This is a genomic window from Streptomyces sp. BBFR102, assembly GCF_051397025.1.
GTDB lineage: Bacteria > Actinomycetota > Actinomycetes > Streptomycetales > Streptomycetaceae > Streptomyces.
In genome coordinates this window covers 4,538,187-4,555,174 of record NZ_CP195757.1, presented here as the reverse complement: position 1 = coordinate 4,555,174, position 16,988 = coordinate 4,538,187, and the positions used below count along the sequence as shown (strand labels likewise).

The window sequence follows — 16,988 nt, the reverse complement described above, 5'->3', positions numbered from 1 at the left end:
GTACCCCCGACCGGATTCGAACCGGCGCTACCGCCTTGAGAGGGCGGCGTGCTAGGCCGCTACACAACGGGGGCCCTAGCGATCCCACCCGGCGAGCGACGCCGGGTGATGTCACCGCTTGACCATGGAGAGCGACTCCGACGATCAGCAGGATGGATCTGTACCCCCGACCGGATTCGAACCGGCGCTACCGCCTTGAGAGGGCGGCGTGCTAGGCCGCTACACAACGGGGGCCTTGCAGATGAGCTCTGCGAGCTGGGCTACCAGGACTCGAACCTAGACTAACTGAACCAGAATCAGTCGTGCTGCCAATTACACCATAGCCCACCAAAATTCAACCCCGAGGGGGTCTTCTTCGGTGTGCGCCTCCCTTCGGCCTTTCGGCCCGCCCGGGCGGCGCAGAAAGAACATTACCCGAAGGTGGACCGGGCTCCAAAACGGGTTCGCCCTCTCAGCAGCGCAGGCAGCTCGGCCAACCCGGTGATCCGCTCGACTCCCTCGGGCGCGGGGCCCCGGGTGCCGTCCCGGTCGACCCAGACGGAGCGCAGCCCGGCGTCCCGCGCCCCGACGCCGTCCACCTCGCGGTCGTCGCCGACGTAGGCCACCTCCGCGGGGGCCAGGCCCAGCGCCTCGCAGACGTGCAGGAAGGCGCCGGCCTCCGGCTTGGCGATGCCCAGCTCGACGGCGCAGACCACGCTCTCGAAGTGGTCGCGGACGCCGAGGGTGGTGAGCTTGCGCTCCTGGACCAGGAGGCTGGCGTTGGAGAGGACCGCCTGGCGGCAGAGAGCGGCGACCGCGGCGAGGGCCGCCGCGGCATCCGGGAAGAGCGACCAGGCACTCTCGTAGTGCGCGACGTACCGGTCCCACCAGGCTGCGGCCTGGGCCTCCGTGAGGGGGGCGCCGAGGAATTCCCGCACCCGGTCGCGGCGGTGCCCCTCGAAGTCGGTCTCGCCCGCCACGAAACGGCGCCAGTGGGTCCCCGAGACGGTCCGCCAGCGGGCGAGAGCCGCCTCCTCGCCGCCGTGCGCCTCCAGCAGCCCTTCCGCGGCGAGGTGGGCGCGGATGCCGTCGAGGTCGGCGCGCCCGTAGTCGAAGAGCGTGTCGTCGACGTCCCACACCACGGCCTTGATCGCGTTCGTGCCCATGGAACGAATCTAGCTTCTGCGGGGGTCCGGCGGCCAGGGTGCGGAAAACGCCCGTGGGGGCGGCGGCCGGACGGGCCGCCGCCCCCACGGGCGGTACGGAGCGGTGCTACGCGGCGAGCTTGGCCAGGGCCGCGTCGATCCGGGCGAGGGAGGCGTCCTTGCCGAGGATCTGGAGGGACTCGAAGAGCGGCAGGCCGACGGTGCGGCCGGTGACCGCGACGCGGACCGGCGCCTGCGCCTTGCCGAGCTTGAGGCCGTGCGCCTCGCCGGCCTTCAGGACGGCCTCCTTGAGGGCCTCGGCGCTGCCCCAGTCGGCGGCCTGGAGGTTCTCCCGGGCGGTGGTCAGCAGGGCCTGCGGGTCGCCCTTCATCGCCTTCGTCCAGGACGCCTCGTCGGAGACCGGCTCCTTGAGGAAGAGGAAGTCGACGTTGGCCGTGATGTCCGAGAGCACGGTCAGGCGCGTCTGGGCGTACGGCGCGATGGCGTCGAAGACCGCCTGGTCGAAGTCCTCCGGCGCCCAGGGGGCGTACGGGGCGACCAGCCACGGGGCGCACGCCTCGGTGAAGGCGGCGGTGTCGAGCATGCGGATGTGGTCGGCGTTGATCGCCTCGGCCTTCTTGAGGTCGAAGCGGGCCGGGTTGGCGTTGACGTCCGCGATGTCGAACTTGGCGACCATCTCGGGGATCGTGAACACGTCCCGGTCGGCGGAGAAGGACCAGCCGAGCAGCGAGAGGTAGTTCAGCAGGCCCTCGGGGAGGAAGCCGCGCTCACGGTAGAGGTTGAGCGAGGCCTGCGGGTCGCGCTTGGAGAGCTTCTTGTTGCCCTCGCCCATCACGTACGGCAGGTGGCCGAAGGCCGGGGTCCGCTTGGCGATGCCCAGCTTCTCCAGGGCCTGGTAGAGCGCGACCTGGCGCGGGGTGGAGGAGAGCAGGTCCTCGCCGCGCAGGACGTGGGTGATCTCCATCAGGGCGTCGTCGACCGGGTTGACCAGCGTGTACAGCGGGGCGCCGTTGGCGCGGACGATGCCGTAGTCCGGGACGTTCTCCGGCTGGAAGGTCAGCTCGCCGCGGACCAGGTCGGTGAAGGTGATCGTCTCGTCGGGCATCCGGAACCGGATGATGTGGCTGCGACCCTCGGCCTCGTAGGCGGCCTTCTGCTCGTCGGTGAGGTCGCGGCAGTGGCCGTCGTACCCGGAGGGGCGGCCGGCGGCGCGGGCTGCCTCGCGGCGCTCGTCCAGTTCCTCGGCGGTGCAGTAGCAGGGGTAGGCGTACCCCTCGGCGACCAGGCGCTCGGCGACGTCCGTGTACAGGGCGGTGCGCTGCGACTGGCGGTACGGGGGGTGCGGGCCGCCGACCTCGGGGCCCTCGTCCCAGTCGAGGCCGAGCCAGCGCATGGAGTCCAGGAGCTGCTGGTACGACTCCTCGGAGTCGCGGGCGGCGTCGGTGTCCTCGATGCGGAAGACCATGGTGCCGCCGGTGTGGCGGGCGTAGGCCCAGTTGAAGAGGGCGGTGCGGACGAGTCCGACGTGGGGGTTGCCGGTGGGCGAGGGACAGAACCGTACGCGGACCGGGGAGGAGGGGGTTGCTGCTGCGCTAGCCACGCTTGATCACCTTGTTGGTGAGAGTGCCGATGCCTTCGATGGAGACGGCGACTTCGTCGCCGACGGTGAGCGGCCCGACGCCTGCCGGGGTGCCCGTGAGGATGACGTCGCCCGGGAGCAGCGTCATGGCCTCGGTGACGTGCACGATCAGGTCCTCGACGGAGCGGACCATGTCGCTGGTGCGGCCGAGCTGGCGTTGGACGCCGTTGACCGTGCACTGGATGGTGAGGTCGTCCGGCTCCACGTCGGTCTCGATCCACGGGCCGAGCGGGCAGGAGCTGTCGAAGCCCTTGGCGCGGGCCCACTGGTCCTCGCGGCGCTGCACGTCGCGGGCGGTGACGTCGTTGGCGCAGGTGTAGCCGAGGATCACGTCGCGGGCGCGCTCGCGGGGCACCTCGCGGCACATCCGGCCGATGACCACCGCCAGCTCCGCCTCGTAATGCAGCTCCTCGGTGAAGGAGGGGTACGCGATGGGGTCGCCGGGGCCGGTCACGGAGGTGGACGGCTTGAAGAAGGTGACGGGGACGTCGGGGACGGCTCCGCCCATCTCCTTGGCGTGCTCCGCGTAGTTGCGCCCGATGGCCACGACCTTGCTGGGGAGGACGGGCGGCAGGAGCCGGACCTTGTCCACCGGCACCTTGGTGCCGGAGAGCTCGAAGTCGGCGAACGGGATGCCCTTGATGATGTCGAGGACGAGGCTGTCGGGGCTGTCACCCTCGACCGCCCCGAAGGCGACATTGCCGTCGATGGAGAACCTGGCGATGCGCACGGGTTGCGGCTGCCCCTCTGCTACTGCTGACGCTGCTGAAGTCGGACACCCCAGGCTAACGCGCCCCGTGCCCCGGCCCGCGCGGAGCGGGGCCGGGGCACGGGGCGCGAGCGCGGTGGGCGGCCGGACTAGCGGGCGGCCGCGACGGCCGGCGCGGGCGCCGGGGACGGGGCGGTGCGGGGGGCCGGGGCCGTCATGAGGATGGTGCGCACCGGGTTGGCCGTCTGGCCGGGGAGGTTCGCGCCGTAGGCGGGGCCGGTGACGGCGGGGGTGGTCGCCAGCAGGGTGCGGCGCGGGTTGGCCGTGGCGGCGGGCAGCGTCCCGGTGTCGGGGCGGGTGGCGGGGCGCTGCAGCGAGGCGGCGTCGGCGAGGCGGGCCAGCGTGGTGCGGCGGGGGTTGGCGGTGGTGCGGGGCGCCGGGGTGGTGGTCATCTGCTGCTGTGGCCCTTGTCTGCGTCGAGGTTCTGCCGGTGGTGGGGCCGGCCGGTCGCGGTGCCGGTTCGCGTTCCGGACGCCTCATCCCAGTAAAGCGCCAGGCTAAACATGCACGTCCCCCGCAGAGCCGAGAAGGAGCCATGATCCTCGTGTGAGTTTCCTCACGAAGAGGCGGACAATCCTGGACAGTTCGGACTGCCTGTTCGAGTCGGGGAAACGGACAATGCACCGCTGAACCAACCATTCCGCTCCCGATCATGGCGACTGGGGCAGCCGCACGGGCCACACCGGGGGCTCGCGCCTCGTCAGTAAACGTCCGTTATGTTATGGATCGGTTTCCACCGTTGGTGATGCTGTGCTCACATCCGGTCATCTGTGTCCGGGGGTTACCCACGGCCCTTGTTGGAGATCCGGCACTGTGCTGAAATTCCCCGGACCGCCGCTCGAAACGGTCGGCGCGCAGGGGCGCAACAAGCGCCGCGTGGCGGTGAAAGGGGAGGACGCGCCGGTCCATCACGACCACCTGGGGCCCGGTATCCATCGGAGAGGCCCCCCGAATCGACTCCGTTCCACCGCATGCAGCGGCGGAACGCCTGGTCCAGAGGTTGCGACGCCAGTGCAGGGACGTTTCAAGAGGGATGGCAGCGCTGCGGCCGAATCCGAGCCGCGCGGCGGGAGTGACCGCGGCCAGTCGACCCAGCACGCCCGGAACACCGGCCCGGCCAAGGGCCGGGACAAGGAGCGTGCGGGCGCATCTCCCACCACCTCCACCTCCCAGGACGGTGTTGCGGAGAAGGCCGACGACACCCCGGACAGGTCGGCGGCTCCCACCGGCCCCGGCTCGCGAATAGCGCTGCGCAACTGGCGCATCAGTACGCGCCTGGTGGCGCTGCTGACGCTGCCCGTGGTCGCGGCCACCTCGCTCGGCGCGATGCGTATCAGCTCGTCCATGGACGAGATCGAGCAGCTCGACAACATGAAGCTGCTCACCGAGATGACCCAGCGCGCCACCCGGCTCGCGACCGCGCTGCAGAACGAGCGCGACCAGTCGGCGGGCCCGCTCACGCACGGCGGCAAGGCGTCCGACTACGACGTCCGCAGCCACCGGGAGAACACCGACAGCGCACGGAAGGTGTTCCTGGAGGGCACCCGCAGCCTGGAGAGCGCGGACCAGGAGACTCTCGACGGTGTCCGCAGCAACGTCCGGCAGGTCACCAGCCAGCTCTACACGCTCGGTGACATCCGCAAGGAGGCGTACCAGGACGGCCAGTCCGTCTCCCAGACGATCGACGCCTACAGCCAGCTCGTGGAGCAGCTGCTCGACCTGTCGACCCACATGGCGCAGGCGACCAGCAACCCGGACATGATCCAGCGCACCCGTGCGCTCGCGGCCTTCTCCTCCGCCAAGGAGTACGCCTCGATCCAGCGGGCCGTGATCGCCGCCGCCCTGCCGGCCAACGACCGCACCTACGGCGAGCTGTCCGAGACCGACCGCCGCTACGGCTCCAACGCCTTCAAGAACGAGGAGGGCTCCCTCGCCATCCTCGGCGGCGTCTACGAGGGCAACGCCGAGACGCTGCTGAAGCCGCTGGGCAACAACGCGACGATCACCGAGGCCAACGCCTACGCCAAGCGCGTGCTGACCGAGCCCAACGGCATGCGGATGCTGGACAAGCGCTCGTACCGCGACTGGCTGGACGACGCCTCCGCCGAGCTCGACCAGATGCAGCGCATCGAGACCACCCTGCTCACCGAGATGGAGCAGAAGGCCCGTGAGCTGCGCAACGAGTCCGAGCGCGACGCGTACCTCAACGGTGCGGTGATCCTGCTGGTCCTCGGCGTGTCGCTGGTCGGCGCCTTCGTGGTGTCCCGGTCCATGATCCGCTCGCTGCGCCGGCTGCAGGACACCGCGACCAAGGTGGCCCAGGAGCGGCTGCCCGAGCTGGTCCAGCAGCTCTCCGAGTCGGACCCGCAGGACGTGGACACCTCGGTGGAGTCCGTGGGTGTGCACTCCCGCGACGAGATCGGCAAGGTGGCCGCGGCCTTCGACGACGTGCACCGCGAGGCGGTCCGCCTCGCCGCCGACCAGGCGCTGCTGCGCGGCAACGTCAACGCGATGTTCACCAACCTCTCGCGCCGCAGCCAGGGCCTGATCCAGCGCCAGCTCTCGCTCATCTCCGAACTGGAGTCCCGCGAGGCCGACCCGGACCAGCTCTCCTCGCTCTTCAAGCTCGACCACCTCGCCACCCGCATGCGCCGTAACGGTGAGAACCTCCTGGTCCTCGCCGGTGAGGAGCCCGGCCGCCGGTGGACGCGCCCCGTCCCGCTGGTCGACGTGCTCCGCGCCGCCGCCTCCGAGGTGGAGCAGTACGAGCGCATCGAACTGGCCTCGGTGCCCGCCACCGACGTCGCCGGCCGCGTCGTCAACGACCTCGTGCACCTCCTCGCCGAGCTGCTGGAGAACGCCACGTCGTTCTCCTCGCCGCAGACCAAGGTCAAGGTCACCGGTCACGCGCTGCCCGACGGGCGGGTGCTGATCGAGATCCACGACACCGGCATCGGCCTCTCCCCCGAGGACCTCTCCGCGATCAACGAGCGGCTCGCGCAGCCGCCGACGGTGGACGTCTCGGTCTCGCGCCGCATGGGTCTGTTCGTGGTCGGCCGTCTCTCGCAGCGCCACGGCATCCGCATCCAGCTGCGCCCCTCCGACTCGGGCGGTACGACCGCGCTGGTCATGCTCCCCGTCGACGTCGCCCAGGGGGGCAAGAAGGTTCCGCCGAAGGCAGGCGCCGCGAGCGTCCCGCAGGGCGGTCCGGGCGGCCGTCGCCCCGGCCCCGGCGGCGCGGGCGGCCAGCTCGGCGCGGGCCAGGCACGCGGCCAGGTCGGCTCCTCCTCACCGCGTGCGGCACTGCCCGGGCGCGAGCCCGGCGCGGCGATGCGCGGCGACGCCCCGCAGCAGCAGGGCGGCTCCACCAACCTCTTCGGCGCGGTCACGCCGGGCAACCAGGGCGGCCAGGGCAACCGGCCCCCGGCCCGCTCCGGGCAGAGCGGCCCCGGCGGCCTGTTCGGCGGCGGCCCCGCCGATCGCGGCGCCCGCCAGGGCGGCCCCGGCGAGACCCCGTTCGGGGCGCCCGCCCGCAACGACCAGCGGCCGCAGATACCGGCCCAGCGGCAGGACGGCACCGGGGCGGACAGCCTCGGCGCGGTTCCGCCGAACGGGCCGGGCGTGCGCGCCGACGGCCGCCGCAGGCCGCAGCTGCCCCCGCGCTCCGGTGGCGGTCAGCTGCCGCCGGGCGGTCCCCGGGCGGAGCTGCCCGCGGCGCCGGGCGGCGAGCAGGCGAGGCCGAGCTGGTCCAACGAGCACGCGGCGGCGCACGACACCCCGCGCGGCCACGACGAGCCGGACGCCACGGCGCAGTTCCCGGCCGTCTCCGAGCAGGGCCCGGGCGTCACGGGGCAGTTCCCCGCGGTGCGCGAGCAGCACCAGGGCGGCCAGGACGCGTACGGTCCGGGTGCCACCGGCCAGTTCCCGGCGTACGAGCAGGGCCAGGCCGGCCAGGCTCCGTACGACGAACTGTCGGGCCCCGGCGTCGGCCCGCAGTTCCCGGGGGCCCCCGCGCAGGAGCAGCAGGGCGGCTACCAGGGCGGCGGCCTCCAGGACTTCCAGGGTGGTTACGCCGGCCAGGAGCAGCAGGGCGGGCAGCAGCAGGGCTACGACGCGTACGGTCAGGGCGGGCACCAGAACGGGCCCGGTCTGCCGCAGCAGCCGCACGGCGGGCAGGGGGACCTGCCCCCGTCGGGCCCCGGCGACGGCGGGACCCCGCTCTACGACACGCTGGAGACCAACTGGTTCCGCGGCCAGGGCGGCGAGCCGCAGGACGGCCCCGGGCAGCAGCAGACGGCCCCCGAACCGGCGCCGCAGCAGCACCCGGAGCCCCAGCGGCCGCAGGCCCCGCAGGAGCCGGCACCGCAGCGGCGTCCGGCGGCGCCGGCCGCCGGCTCGTGGCGGCCCTCGCCCAACGACGAACTGGTCAAGCAGGCCGAGCGGGTCCGCCAGCCCTCGGCGGGCGGCGTCACCACCTCCGGTCTGCCGCGCCGAGTCCCCAAGGCCAACCTCGTGCCGGGTACGGCCGAGCAGCAGCAGAACCCCACCGGTCCTCAGGTCTCGCGCGCCCCCGACGACGTGCGCGGCCGGCTGACCAATCTCCGTCGGGGCATCCAGCAGGGTCGCTACCAGAGTGGTCAGGGGGGCGCGCCACAGGGCGACGACTCCCGGACCGGTGGTTACCCCGGCCCCTCTCACCAGCAGGAGCGTTAGTTGAGTCCGATGAGCCAGGCGGCACAGAATCTGAACTGGTTGATCACCAATTTCGTGGACAACACCCCCGGGGTGTCGCACACGGTGGTGGTCTCCGCCGACGGACTCCTTCTGGCGATGTCCGAAGGCTTCCCCCGTGACCGCGCCGACCAGCTCGCCGCTGTCGCCTCCGGTCTGACCTCGCTGACCGCCGGGGCCTCCCGGATCTTCGAGGGCGGTCCGGTCAACCAGACCGTGGTCGAGATGGAGCGCGGCTTCCTCTTCATCATGTCGGTCTCGGACGGTTCGTCCCTCGCGGTGCTGGCGCACCCGGAGTGCGACATCGGCCTGGTCGGCTACGAGATGGCGCTGCTGGTCGACCGCGCGGGCGCCGTGCTCACGCCGGACCTGCGCGCCGAACTCCAGGGAAGTCTCCTGCACTAGCCCGACCCGCACGACGTACGGCCGTACCACCGTCCGATCATCATTCAGCCCGGCTGCTCAGCCTTCCCCCCACCGCCGGCCAAGTCAGACGGCACGCAGACCCCTTGCTGTCCCGCCCGGAGGATTCATGACCCCGCCCAGTCCCTCTCACGACCCGTACGGAGCTTCCCAGCATGCCTCGTACGGCGAGGAGGGTGACCAACCGCTGGTCCGCCCGTACGCGATGACCGGCGGCCGGACCAGGCCCCGCTATCAGCTCGCCATCGAAGCGCTGATCAGCACGACGGCCGACCCGGCGCAGTTGCAGGGGCTGCTCCCCGAGCATCAGCGGATCTGCCACCTCTGCCGTGAGGTCAAGTCGGTGGCGGAGGTGTCGGCCCTGCTGTCGATGCCCCTTGGTGTGGCCCGGATCCTCGTCGCCGATTTGGCGGAGGCCGGGCTTGTCGCCATCCATCAGCCCGGCGGCGACGAGAACGCCGGGGGCCAGCCAGACGTGACACTGCTCGAAAGGGTGCTCAGTGGACTTCGCAAGCTCTAACGGCGGAGCGGCCCGCTCCACCACCAGCGCGAAAATCGTGGTGGCGGGCGGCTTCGGCGTGGGCAAGACCACGTTCGTCGGAGCCGTATCGGAGATCAACCCGCTGCGCACCGAAGCCGTCATGACCAGCGCGTCCGCCGGCATCGACGACCTCACCCACACCGGCGACAAGACCACCACCACCGTCGCCATGGACTTCGGCCGCATCACCCTCGACCAGGACCTCATCCTCTACCTCTTCGGCACCCCCGGACAGGACCGCTTCTGGTTCATGTGGGACGACCTCGTCCGCGGCGCCATCGGCGCCGTCGTCCTCGTCGACACCCGCCGCCTCGCCGACTGCTTCCCCGCCGTCGACTACTTCGAGAACAGCGGACTCCCCTTCGTCATCGCCCTCAACGGCTTCGACGGACACCAGCCCTACGCCCCCGAAGAAGTACGCGAAGCCCTCCAGATCGGCCCCGACGCCCCCATCATCACCACCGACGCACGCCACCGCGCCGACGCCAAGAGCGCACTCATCACCCTCGTGGAACACGCCCTCATGGCGCGCCTCAAGTAAAGCCGCGCTCACGGAAGTTGTGTGAAGACCCCGCAGCGGCGGGCTGTGTCCTTGGACACGGTCCGCCGCTGTGTTCATAACGTTTCGGCAGACAATCGCCCCGGCGCCGCCACGGGTCGCGGTCGAGCCGTGCCCCTGCGCGCACGAGCCGCCGGGCATTTGCCGCAGCTCACCGCTTATGCCCGGCTTGTCGGTGGCCCCGCGAAGTCGGCGCGGGCTCTCCAGGCTGTTTGGTGGAGCACCACCCGACATGCTGGAATGCCTCGAACTGCCCAGTAACACACGGGCCTGGAGACGTCTGCGGCCCCGCCCGGGTCCCGCCGCCGAGAGGTTGTTGTTCGAGTGAGGCGAAGCACGACGAGCCCCGCACCGCCGTCACGGGGTAACTTCACCCCGCCGCAACGTGCTGCGGCGTCTCCCGCTCAGGACGCGGGTGAGTCCGCCGCCCCCGCGGGGAGCGGCCATCGCCTCTCCCCTCGCAACTGGCGGGTACCCGCGAGACTCAACGCCATCCTCCTGCTGCCGGTCGTGGTCGGCCTGGTGGTCGGCGGGTTCCAGGTGTCGGGTTCCATCGACACCTGGCGCGAGGCCCAGGACGCGGAGAAGACGGCGCGTGTCGTCGAGGCCGCGCTGAACTACGGCGACCGCCTCATCCGGGAGCGCGACATCTCCGCCGAGCCCTTCCTCAGGGGCAAGCGGAACGACAGCGAGGTCGTCAAGGCACGCGCCGCCACCGACGCGGCGGGCAAGAAGTTCGACGTCGCCGTCCGGTCGCTGCCGGACAAGCCGGGGCTCAAGCGCCGACTGGACGCGTTCCGCGACGTCGAGCCGAACCTGGAGCCGCTGCGTGAGGCGGCGTACTCCAAGAAGCTCAAGGGTGTCGAGACCGAAGAGGGCTACGTCGCCGTCCAGCACCCGCTGATGGAGTTCGCCAACGAGCTGGGCCTGGGCACCGGCAACATCACCACCTACGGGCGCACCTCCTACGCCATCTCGCTGACCAAGGCCGCCCTGTCCCTCCAGCGCTCGATCGGCATGCACCTGCTGGTGAACCCCGGGCCGGACGCACCGAGCCTGGGCAAGCAGCGCATCGCCCTCAGCAGTTACGCCTACCTTGAGGGCATCGCGATCGAGGAGTACACCTCCAGCGGTATGGAGGAGGACGAGAAGAAGCTCGTCGCGGGCCAGAAGGAGCTGGAGGCGAAGGCGGAGAAGCAGGCCCGCGAGGCCGCTGCCGAGGCCCGCGCCGCCGGCGAGCGCTACATCGCGCCGCCCTCGGGCCAGCAGGCCGTCGGCCTGATGGTCAGCCCGACCAGCACGCCGCAGGCGCTGGCCGCGCAGGGCCTCACCCCCGAGGCGTGGTGGGCGCAGACGACCGCCCGGTTCGACCTCTACCGCACCATCGAGTCGGACCTCACCGAGAACGCGGTGCGGGAGGCGGCGCAGATCGCCTCCGACGCCAAGCGCGACGCGATCATCACCGGTGTCGCGGTGGTCCTGGCCCTGCTGGTGGCGTTCGTCATCGCCGCGATGATGGCCCGGCAGATGGGCCGCTCCATGCGCCGGCTGCGCAGCGCCGCCTTCAGCGTGGCCGAGCAGCGGCTGCCCTCCCTGGTCGACCAGTTGTCGCGGACCGACCCCGGTCAGATCGACACCCGGGTGGAGCCGATCCCGGTCACCTCCACGGACGAGATCGGCGAGATCGCCCGCGCCTTCGACCAGGTGCACCGCGAGGCCGTCCGGCTCGCCGCCGAGCAGGCGCTGTTGCGGGGCAACGTCAACGCCATCTTCACCAACCTCTCGCGACGCAACCAGTCCCTCATCGAGGGCCAGCTGACGCTGATCACCGGCCTGGAGAACAACGAGGCCGACCCGGACCAGCTGGAGAACCTCTTCAAGCTCGACCACCTCGCGACGCGTATGCGCCGCAACGGTGAGAACCTGCTGGTCCTCGCCGGTGAGGAGCCGGGCCGTCGCTGGGACCAGCCGGTCCCGCTGGTGGACGTGCTGCGCGCCGCCGCCTCCGAGGTGGAGCAGTACGAGCGCGTCGAGATGTCGGGCGTGCCGGAGGCGGAGATCCACGGCCGGGCCGTGACCGACCTCGTCCACCTCCTCGCCGAGCTGCTGGAGAACGCGACGACGTTCTCCTCGCCCCAGACGAAGGTCAAGGTCACCGCGACGCGGCTGCCCGACGGCCGGGTCATGGTGGAGATCCACGACAAGGGCATCGGCCTGACCGCCGAGGACTTCGCCGACATCAACCACAAGCTGGCCAACCCGCCCACGGTGGACGTGGCCGTCTCGCAGCGGATGGGGCTGTTCGTGGTCGGCCGCCTCGCGGACCGGCACGGCATCCGGGTCCAGCTGCGCCCCTCCGGCGAGCAGGCCGGCACGACCTCGCTGGTGATGCTCCCCGACGCGATCACCCACGGCGGCGGTGGCGCGGAGGGCCCGGACTCCGAGTTCACGGTCTCCTCGATCATCCCCGAGCAGCAGGCCCACGAGGTGGCGCCGCTGCGCACCGCGGCCGAGCTCGGCTTCGACGACAACCGCTACCGGGCGGACCGGTCCGGCGATTTCCCGGAGCTGGACCCGGTGGGCCGTTCGCGCCTCCGCGAGGAGCGCCGCGCCGCCCTGGGGTCCCCGCACGACCAGGGCCAGACCGCCGACGGCCGTCCCCTCTTCCGCGACGAGGCGCCCGGTCAGGGCGGAGCGCGGGAGTACGGATTCGACGAGCGCCAGTCTGTTCCCGGCCAGGGTTACGACGACGGATTCGGCAACCAGGGCTACGGCGGCCCGCAGGCGGGTCCCGGCGGCCAGAACGGCTACGAGGCCGGCTGGCAGGGCCAGGGCCACCCCGTGGTCGAGGGCATGCAGGACGGTCAGCAGGACCAGTTCTCCGGCTACGCCGCGAGCGAGGGCTATGCGGAATCCGGCTTCGACGCCGGAAACGGCGGCACCCAGGCCGACTGGACCGGCCAGGACGGTCATCAGGACGGCTACGCACCCCAGTTCGGCCAGGAACCGGAAGGGTTCCAGGGAACTGACGGGGGTCAGGCCGGCGGCGTAGGCTTCGAGCGGCCCGGCCCGGCGCCGAGCACCATCGGCGAGGTCACGGAGGCGGGACTCCCGCGCCGTGCCACCGGTGGGGCGGGGCGTCCCCAGGGCGAGTCGGGTGGCCGAATACCGCCGCAGTCCCCGTCCGGAGAGCGGAACCTTGCCGTGGACAGCGGCGACAACGACGACTGGCGTTCGTCCAACGACGACCGCTGGAACGAGGCGGGCAAGCTCAAGCGGCCGCAGGCCGGGGGGACCACTTCCTCCGGACTGCCCCTCCGGGTGCCGAAGGCCAACCTGGTCGACGGCACGGCCGAGCAGACCCCGCAGGGCGGCCCCCAGGTCTCCCGCGACCCCGAGGACGTACGGGGCAGGCTCAGCAACCTGCGCCGCGGCGTCCAGCGGGGCCGCACCGCAGGAAGTGATACGAACGGCCAGGCTTCGCCGGACCAGCACCGCGGGCCTGACAGCACCTACGACCAGGAGCGTTAGTGTGAGCCCGATGAGCCAGGCGGCACAGAACCTGAACTGGTTGATCACCAATTTCGTGGACAACACCCCCGGGGTGTCGCACACGGTGGTGGTCTCCGCCGACGGACTCCTTCTGGCGATGTCCGAAGGCTTCCCCCGTGACCGCGCCGACCAGCTCGCCGCTGTCGCCTCCGGTCTGACCTCGCTGACCGCCGGGGCCTCCCGGATCTTCGAGGGCGGCGACGTGAATCAGACAGTTGTGGAGATGGAGCGGGGATTCCTCTTCATCATGTCCATTTCCGACGGCTCGTCCCTCGCCGTACTCGCCCACCCGGAAGCGGACATCGGCCTCATCGGGTACGAGATGGCCCTTCTCGTGGACCGCGCGGGCACGGTCCTCACCCCCGATCTGCGGGCGGAGCTCCAGGGAAGCCTTCTCAACTGACAGACAGGCAGTACGTTTTAACGCCGCGTGGCCGTAAAGTTTCGCCACGCGGCTCCCGACGACGGCGCCCGGAACAGCAGGAGGAGGAGACGTGACAACATCCCCCGACGGCTCGCATCCCCACTGGGCCCATGGCTACGGCCAGGGCCGGCCTCAGGGGCAGGGCGAGGACGCTCCCGCGAACCCGTACGACTTCCCCTCCGGACCAGACGGCCGGCCGTACCAGGACCCGGGCCGGTACCCGGGCCCGTACGAGCAGCGGCCGTACGAGCAGCAGCCGTACCAGCAGCCGTCGGCGCCCAGGACCGGGCCGGCGCAGCCTCCGCAGCAGCGGAAGCCGGCGGCTTCCGGCCAGGGCTCCGGCAATCCGCTGGTGCGCCCGTACGCCATGACCGGCGGCCGCACCCGGCCGCGCTACCAGCTCGCCATCGAGGCGCTGGTGCACACCACGGCCGATCCCGTCCGGATGCAGGGGCAGTTGCCCGAGCATCAGCGGATCTGCCACCTGTGCCACGAGATCAAGTCGGTCGCCGAGATCTCGGCACTCCTCTCCATACCCCTTGGTGTGGCCCGGATCCTCGTCGCCGATTTGGCGGAGGCCGGGCTTGTCGCCATCCATCAGCCCGGCGGCGACGAGAACGCCGGGGGCCAGCCAGACGTGACACTGCTCGAAAGGGTGCTCAGTGGACTTCGCAAGCTCTAACGGCGGAGCGGCCCGCTCCACCACCAGCGCGAAAATCGTGGTGGCGGGCGGCTTCGGCGTGGGCAAGACCACGTTCGTCGGAGCCGTATCGGAGATCAACCCGCTGCGCACCGAAGCCGTCATGACCAGCGCGTCCGCCGGCATCGACGACCTCACCCACACCGGCGACAAGACCACCACCACCGTCGCCATGGACTTCGGCCGCATCACCCTCGACCAGGACCTCATCCTCTACCTCTTCGGCACCCCCGGACAGGACCGCTTCTGGTTCATGTGGGACGACCTCGTCCGCGGCGCCATCGGCGCCGTCGTCCTCGTCGACACCCGCCGCCTCGCCGACTGCTTCCCCGCCGTCGACTACTTCGAGAACAGCGGACTCCCCTTCGTCATCGCCCTCAACGGCTTCGACGGACACCAGCCCTACGCCCCCGAAGAAGTACGCGAAGCCCTCCAGATCGGCCCCGACGCCCCCATCATCACCACCGACGCACGCCACCGCGCCGACGCCAAGAGCGCACTCATCACCCTCGTGGAACACGCCCTCATGGCGCGCCTGCGCTAGAACGGCCCACCGCACGCCGACGGCCCCCGTCCTTCCCGGAGTTCTCCGGAGGGGACGGGGGCCGTCGGGGTGTTCGGGGCGCGCCGCGCACGCGACGGCGCGGGCTCAGCCCTGCCAGCTGTGCGGGGCGCGGAAGCCGGAGGTGCGCTCCAGGCGGCGCCAGCCGGCCCGGTCCTGGCCGCGGTGGGCGGCGGGGGCGGGCCGGGCGGCGGCGCGAGCCATCAGGAGGGCGGTGATCGCCGCCAGTTCCTCGGGCTCGGCGTGGCCCTTCTCGACGCGCAGGAACTGCTCGGGTCCGGCCGGAACGGTGGGTGTGGCCATGCGGGTGCTTCTCCGTCTTCTGGTGGGTCCGGCCACCGTCACTGGGGCGGGTTGCCGTGCTTGCGGGAGGGCAGGTCTGCGTGCTTGGTACGGAGCATGGCCAGGGAGTCGATGAGGACCCGGCGGGTCTCGGCGGGGTCGATGACGTCGTCGACGAGGCCGCGCTCGGCCGCGTAGTACGGGTGCATCAGCTCGGTCTTGTACTCCTTGACCATCCGCGCGCGCATCGCCTCGGGGTCGTCGGCCTCGGCGATCTGCCGGCGGAAGATGACGTTGGCCGCGCCCTCCGCGCCCATCACCGCGATCTCGTTGGTGGGCCAGGCGTACGTGAGGTCGGCGCCGATGGACTGGGAGTCCATGACGATGTACGCGCCGCCGTACGCCTTGCGCAGGATCACCGAGATGCGCGGCACGGTGGCGTTGCAGTACGCGTAGAGCAGCTTGGCGCCGTGGCGGATGATGCCGCCGTGCTCCTGGGCGACGCCGGGCAGGAAGCCGGGGACGTCCAGGAGGGTGACGATCGGGATGTTGAAGGCGTCACACATCTGCACGAACCGTGCGGCCTTCTCCGATGCCTCGATGTCCAGCACGCCGGCGAGGGACTGGGGCTGGTTGGCGACGATGCCGACGACCTGGCCGTCGAGGCGGGCCAGGGTGCAGATGATGTTGCGCGCCCAGCGCTCGTGGACCTCCAGGTGGTCGCCGTCGTCGACGAGTTCCTCGATGACCTTGGCCATGTCGTAGGGCCGGTTGCCGTCGGCCGGGACGAGGTCGAGGAGGGTGTCGCCGCGCCGGTCGGCCGGGTCGGTGGCCTCGGCGGCGGGCGGGTTCTCCCGGTTGTTCTGCGGGAGGAGGGAGAGGAGGTAGCGGACCTCGGCGAGGCAGGTCTCCTCGTCGTCGTAGGCGAAGTGGCAGACGCCCGAGGTCTCGGCGTGCACGTCCGCGCCGCCCAGGCCGTTCTGGGTGATCTCCTCACCGGTCACCGCGCGCACCACGTCGGGGCCGGTGATGAACATCTGCGAGGTGTCGCGGACCATGAACACGAAGTCGGTCAGCGCCGGGCTGTAGGCGGCGCCGCCCGCGCACGGACCGAGCATCACGCTGATCTGCGGGATGACGCCGGACGCCCTGGTGTTCCGCTGGAAGATCCCCCCGTACCCGGCGAGGGCGGAGACGCCCTCCTGGATGCGGGCGCCCGCGCCGTCGTTCAGCGAGACCAGCGGGGCACCCGCCGCGATGGCCATGTCCATGATCTTGTGGATCTTCGTGGCGTGCGCCTCGCCGAGCGCGCCCCCGAAGATCCGGAAGTCGTGCGCGTAGACGAAGACCGTCCGGCCCTCGACCGTGCCCCACCCGGTGATGACACCGTCGGTGTGGGGCTTCTTCTGCTCCAGGCCGAAACCGGTCGCCCGGTGCCGTCGCAACTGCTCGACCTCACGGAACGAGCCCTCGTCCAGCAGCAGGGCGATCCGCTCCCGGGCGGTCAGCTTGCCCTTGGCGTGCTGCGCCGCCGTCGCCTTCTCACTCGGGCCCTGCTCGGCCCGCTGACGCAGGGCGTGGAGCTCGGCCACGCGACCACGGGCGTCGGCGGGCTCGCTTCCGGACTCAGCTGTCTCGTCCAAAACGGTCATGTAGCGACT

At 71.3% G+C, this 16,988-nt stretch carries 14 protein-coding genes and 3 tRNA genes; 8 read left to right on the top strand and 9 right to left on the bottom strand.

The window, feature by feature from the left end; genetic code table 11:
• Window position 1: 1 nt before the first annotated feature.
• From ACSLIC_RS20305 to ACSLIC_RS20275, 7 genes are all read right to left on the bottom strand, one after another.
• Window positions 2-74, bottom strand: a tRNA-Glu gene (locus ACSLIC_RS20305).
• 87 nt (window positions 75-161) lie between these two features.
• Window positions 162-234: transfer RNA gene (locus ACSLIC_RS20300), tRNA-Glu, on the bottom strand.
• A 21-nt stretch (window positions 235-255) separates the two neighbouring features.
• A tRNA-Gln gene (locus tag ACSLIC_RS20295) sits at window positions 256-327 on the bottom strand.
• 83 nt (window positions 328-410) lie between these two features.
• Window positions 411-1,145 carry an HAD family hydrolase gene (locus ACSLIC_RS20290; protein WP_436739134.1) on the bottom strand — a complete coding sequence of 245 codons (735 nt, stop codon included), beginning with the start codon at window positions 1,143-1,145 and terminating at the stop codon, window positions 411-413.
• A 106-nt stretch (window positions 1,146-1,251) separates the two neighbouring features.
• Window positions 1,252-2,745, bottom strand: a complete 1,494-nt coding sequence (gene gltX / locus ACSLIC_RS20285) for a glutamate--tRNA ligase (RefSeq protein WP_436739133.1) — start codon at window positions 2,743-2,745, stop codon at window positions 1,252-1,254.
• Entirely contained in the window at window positions 2,738-3,514 is a 777-nt protein-coding gene (locus tag ACSLIC_RS20280; protein WP_436739132.1) for a fumarylacetoacetate hydrolase family protein, read from the bottom strand. The genes gltX and ACSLIC_RS20280 overlap by 8 nt, the downstream gene beginning before the upstream one ends.
• A 128-nt stretch (window positions 3,515-3,642) precedes the next feature.
• Window positions 3,643-3,945, bottom strand: coding sequence for a hypothetical protein (locus tag ACSLIC_RS20275; RefSeq protein ID WP_436739131.1), 303 nt, complete (start codon window positions 3,943-3,945; stop codon window positions 3,643-3,645).
• 619 nt (window positions 3,946-4,564) lie between these two features.
• Here ACSLIC_RS20275 and ACSLIC_RS20270 point away from each other — a divergent pair.
• The 8 genes from ACSLIC_RS20270 (at window position 4,565) to ACSLIC_RS20235 (ending at window position 15,027) form a co-directional block, all read left to right on the top strand.
• A complete protein-coding gene (locus tag ACSLIC_RS20270; protein WP_436739130.1) occupies window positions 4,565-8,266 on the top strand; it encodes a nitrate- and nitrite sensing domain-containing protein in 3,702 nt (1,233 codons plus the stop codon).
• Window positions 8,267-8,275: 9 nt separating this feature from the next.
• Window positions 8,276-8,689, top strand: coding sequence for a roadblock/LC7 domain-containing protein (locus ACSLIC_RS20265; protein ID WP_003951074.1), 414 nt, complete (start codon window positions 8,276-8,278; stop codon window positions 8,687-8,689).
• A 127-nt stretch (window positions 8,690-8,816) separates the two neighbouring features.
• The gene (locus tag ACSLIC_RS20260) at window positions 8,817-9,227 is read left to right on the top strand and encodes a DUF742 domain-containing protein (RefSeq protein ID WP_003951073.1); all 411 of its coding nucleotides are present in this window, start codon (window positions 8,817-8,819) and stop codon (window positions 9,225-9,227) included.
• Window positions 9,208-9,789, top strand: coding sequence for a GTP-binding protein (locus tag ACSLIC_RS20255; protein WP_008417513.1), 582 nt, complete (start codon window positions 9,208-9,210; stop codon window positions 9,787-9,789). Before ACSLIC_RS20260 ends, ACSLIC_RS20255 begins: the two co-directional genes overlap by 20 nt.
• Before the next feature lie 528 nt (window positions 9,790-10,317).
• Window positions 10,318-13,338 (top strand): nitrate- and nitrite sensing domain-containing protein, encoded by a 3,021-nt coding sequence (locus ACSLIC_RS20250; RefSeq protein ID WP_436739129.1) that lies wholly within the window; start codon window positions 10,318-10,320, stop codon window positions 13,336-13,338.
• Window positions 13,339-13,348: 10 nt separating this feature from the next.
• Entirely contained in the window at window positions 13,349-13,762 is a 414-nt protein-coding gene (locus ACSLIC_RS20245; protein WP_003951070.1) for a roadblock/LC7 domain-containing protein, read from the top strand.
• 91 nt (window positions 13,763-13,853) lie between these two features.
• A complete protein-coding gene (locus tag ACSLIC_RS20240; RefSeq protein ID WP_436739128.1) occupies window positions 13,854-14,465 on the top strand; it encodes a DUF742 domain-containing protein in 612 nt (203 codons plus the stop codon).
• The gene (locus ACSLIC_RS20235) at window positions 14,446-15,027 is read left to right on the top strand and encodes a GTP-binding protein (RefSeq protein ID WP_015507042.1); all 582 of its coding nucleotides are present in this window, start codon (window positions 14,446-14,448) and stop codon (window positions 15,025-15,027) included. Before ACSLIC_RS20240 ends, ACSLIC_RS20235 begins: the two co-directional genes overlap by 20 nt.
• A gap of 105 nt (window positions 15,028-15,132) precedes the next feature.
• Here the strand turns inward: ACSLIC_RS20235 and ACSLIC_RS20230 are convergent, their stop codons facing one another.
• Both ACSLIC_RS20230 and ACSLIC_RS20225 read right to left on the bottom strand, forming a co-directional pair.
• On the bottom strand, window positions 15,133-15,348 hold the full coding sequence (locus ACSLIC_RS20230; RefSeq protein ID WP_436739127.1) for an acyl-CoA carboxylase subunit epsilon: 216 nt from the start codon (window positions 15,346-15,348) through the stop codon (window positions 15,133-15,135).
• 38 nt (window positions 15,349-15,386) lie between these two features.
• On the bottom strand, window positions 15,387-16,979 hold the full coding sequence (locus ACSLIC_RS20225; protein WP_436739126.1) for an acyl-CoA carboxylase subunit beta: 1,593 nt from the start codon (window positions 16,977-16,979) through the stop codon (window positions 15,387-15,389).
• Window positions 16,980-16,988 lie beyond the last annotated feature (9 nt).

Excerpts from the sequence above, each read along its gene's own strand:
- ACSLIC_RS20290 (WP_436739134.1), bottom strand. The coding sequence starts at position 1,145 with ATGGGCACGAACGCGATCAAGGCCGTGGTGTGGGACGTCGACGACACG.
- ACSLIC_RS20275 (WP_436739131.1), bottom strand. The coding sequence starts at position 3,945 with ATGACCACCACCCCGGCGCCCCGCACCACCGCCAACCCCCGCCGCACC.
- ACSLIC_RS20265 (WP_003951074.1), top strand. The coding sequence starts at position 8,276 with ATGAGCCAGGCGGCACAGAATCTGAACTGGTTGATCACCAATTTCGTG.
- ACSLIC_RS20260 (WP_003951073.1), top strand. The coding sequence starts at position 8,817 with ATGACCCCGCCCAGTCCCTCTCACGACCCGTACGGAGCTTCCCAGCAT.
- ACSLIC_RS20245 (WP_003951070.1), top strand. The coding sequence starts at position 13,349 with ATGAGCCAGGCGGCACAGAACCTGAACTGGTTGATCACCAATTTCGTG.
- ACSLIC_RS20230 (WP_436739127.1), bottom strand. The coding sequence starts at position 15,348 with ATGGCCACACCCACCGTTCCGGCCGGACCCGAGCAGTTCCTGCGCGTC.
- ACSLIC_RS20225 (WP_436739126.1), bottom strand. The coding sequence starts at position 16,979 with ATGACCGTTTTGGACGAGACAGCTGAGTCCGGAAGCGAGCCCGCCGAC.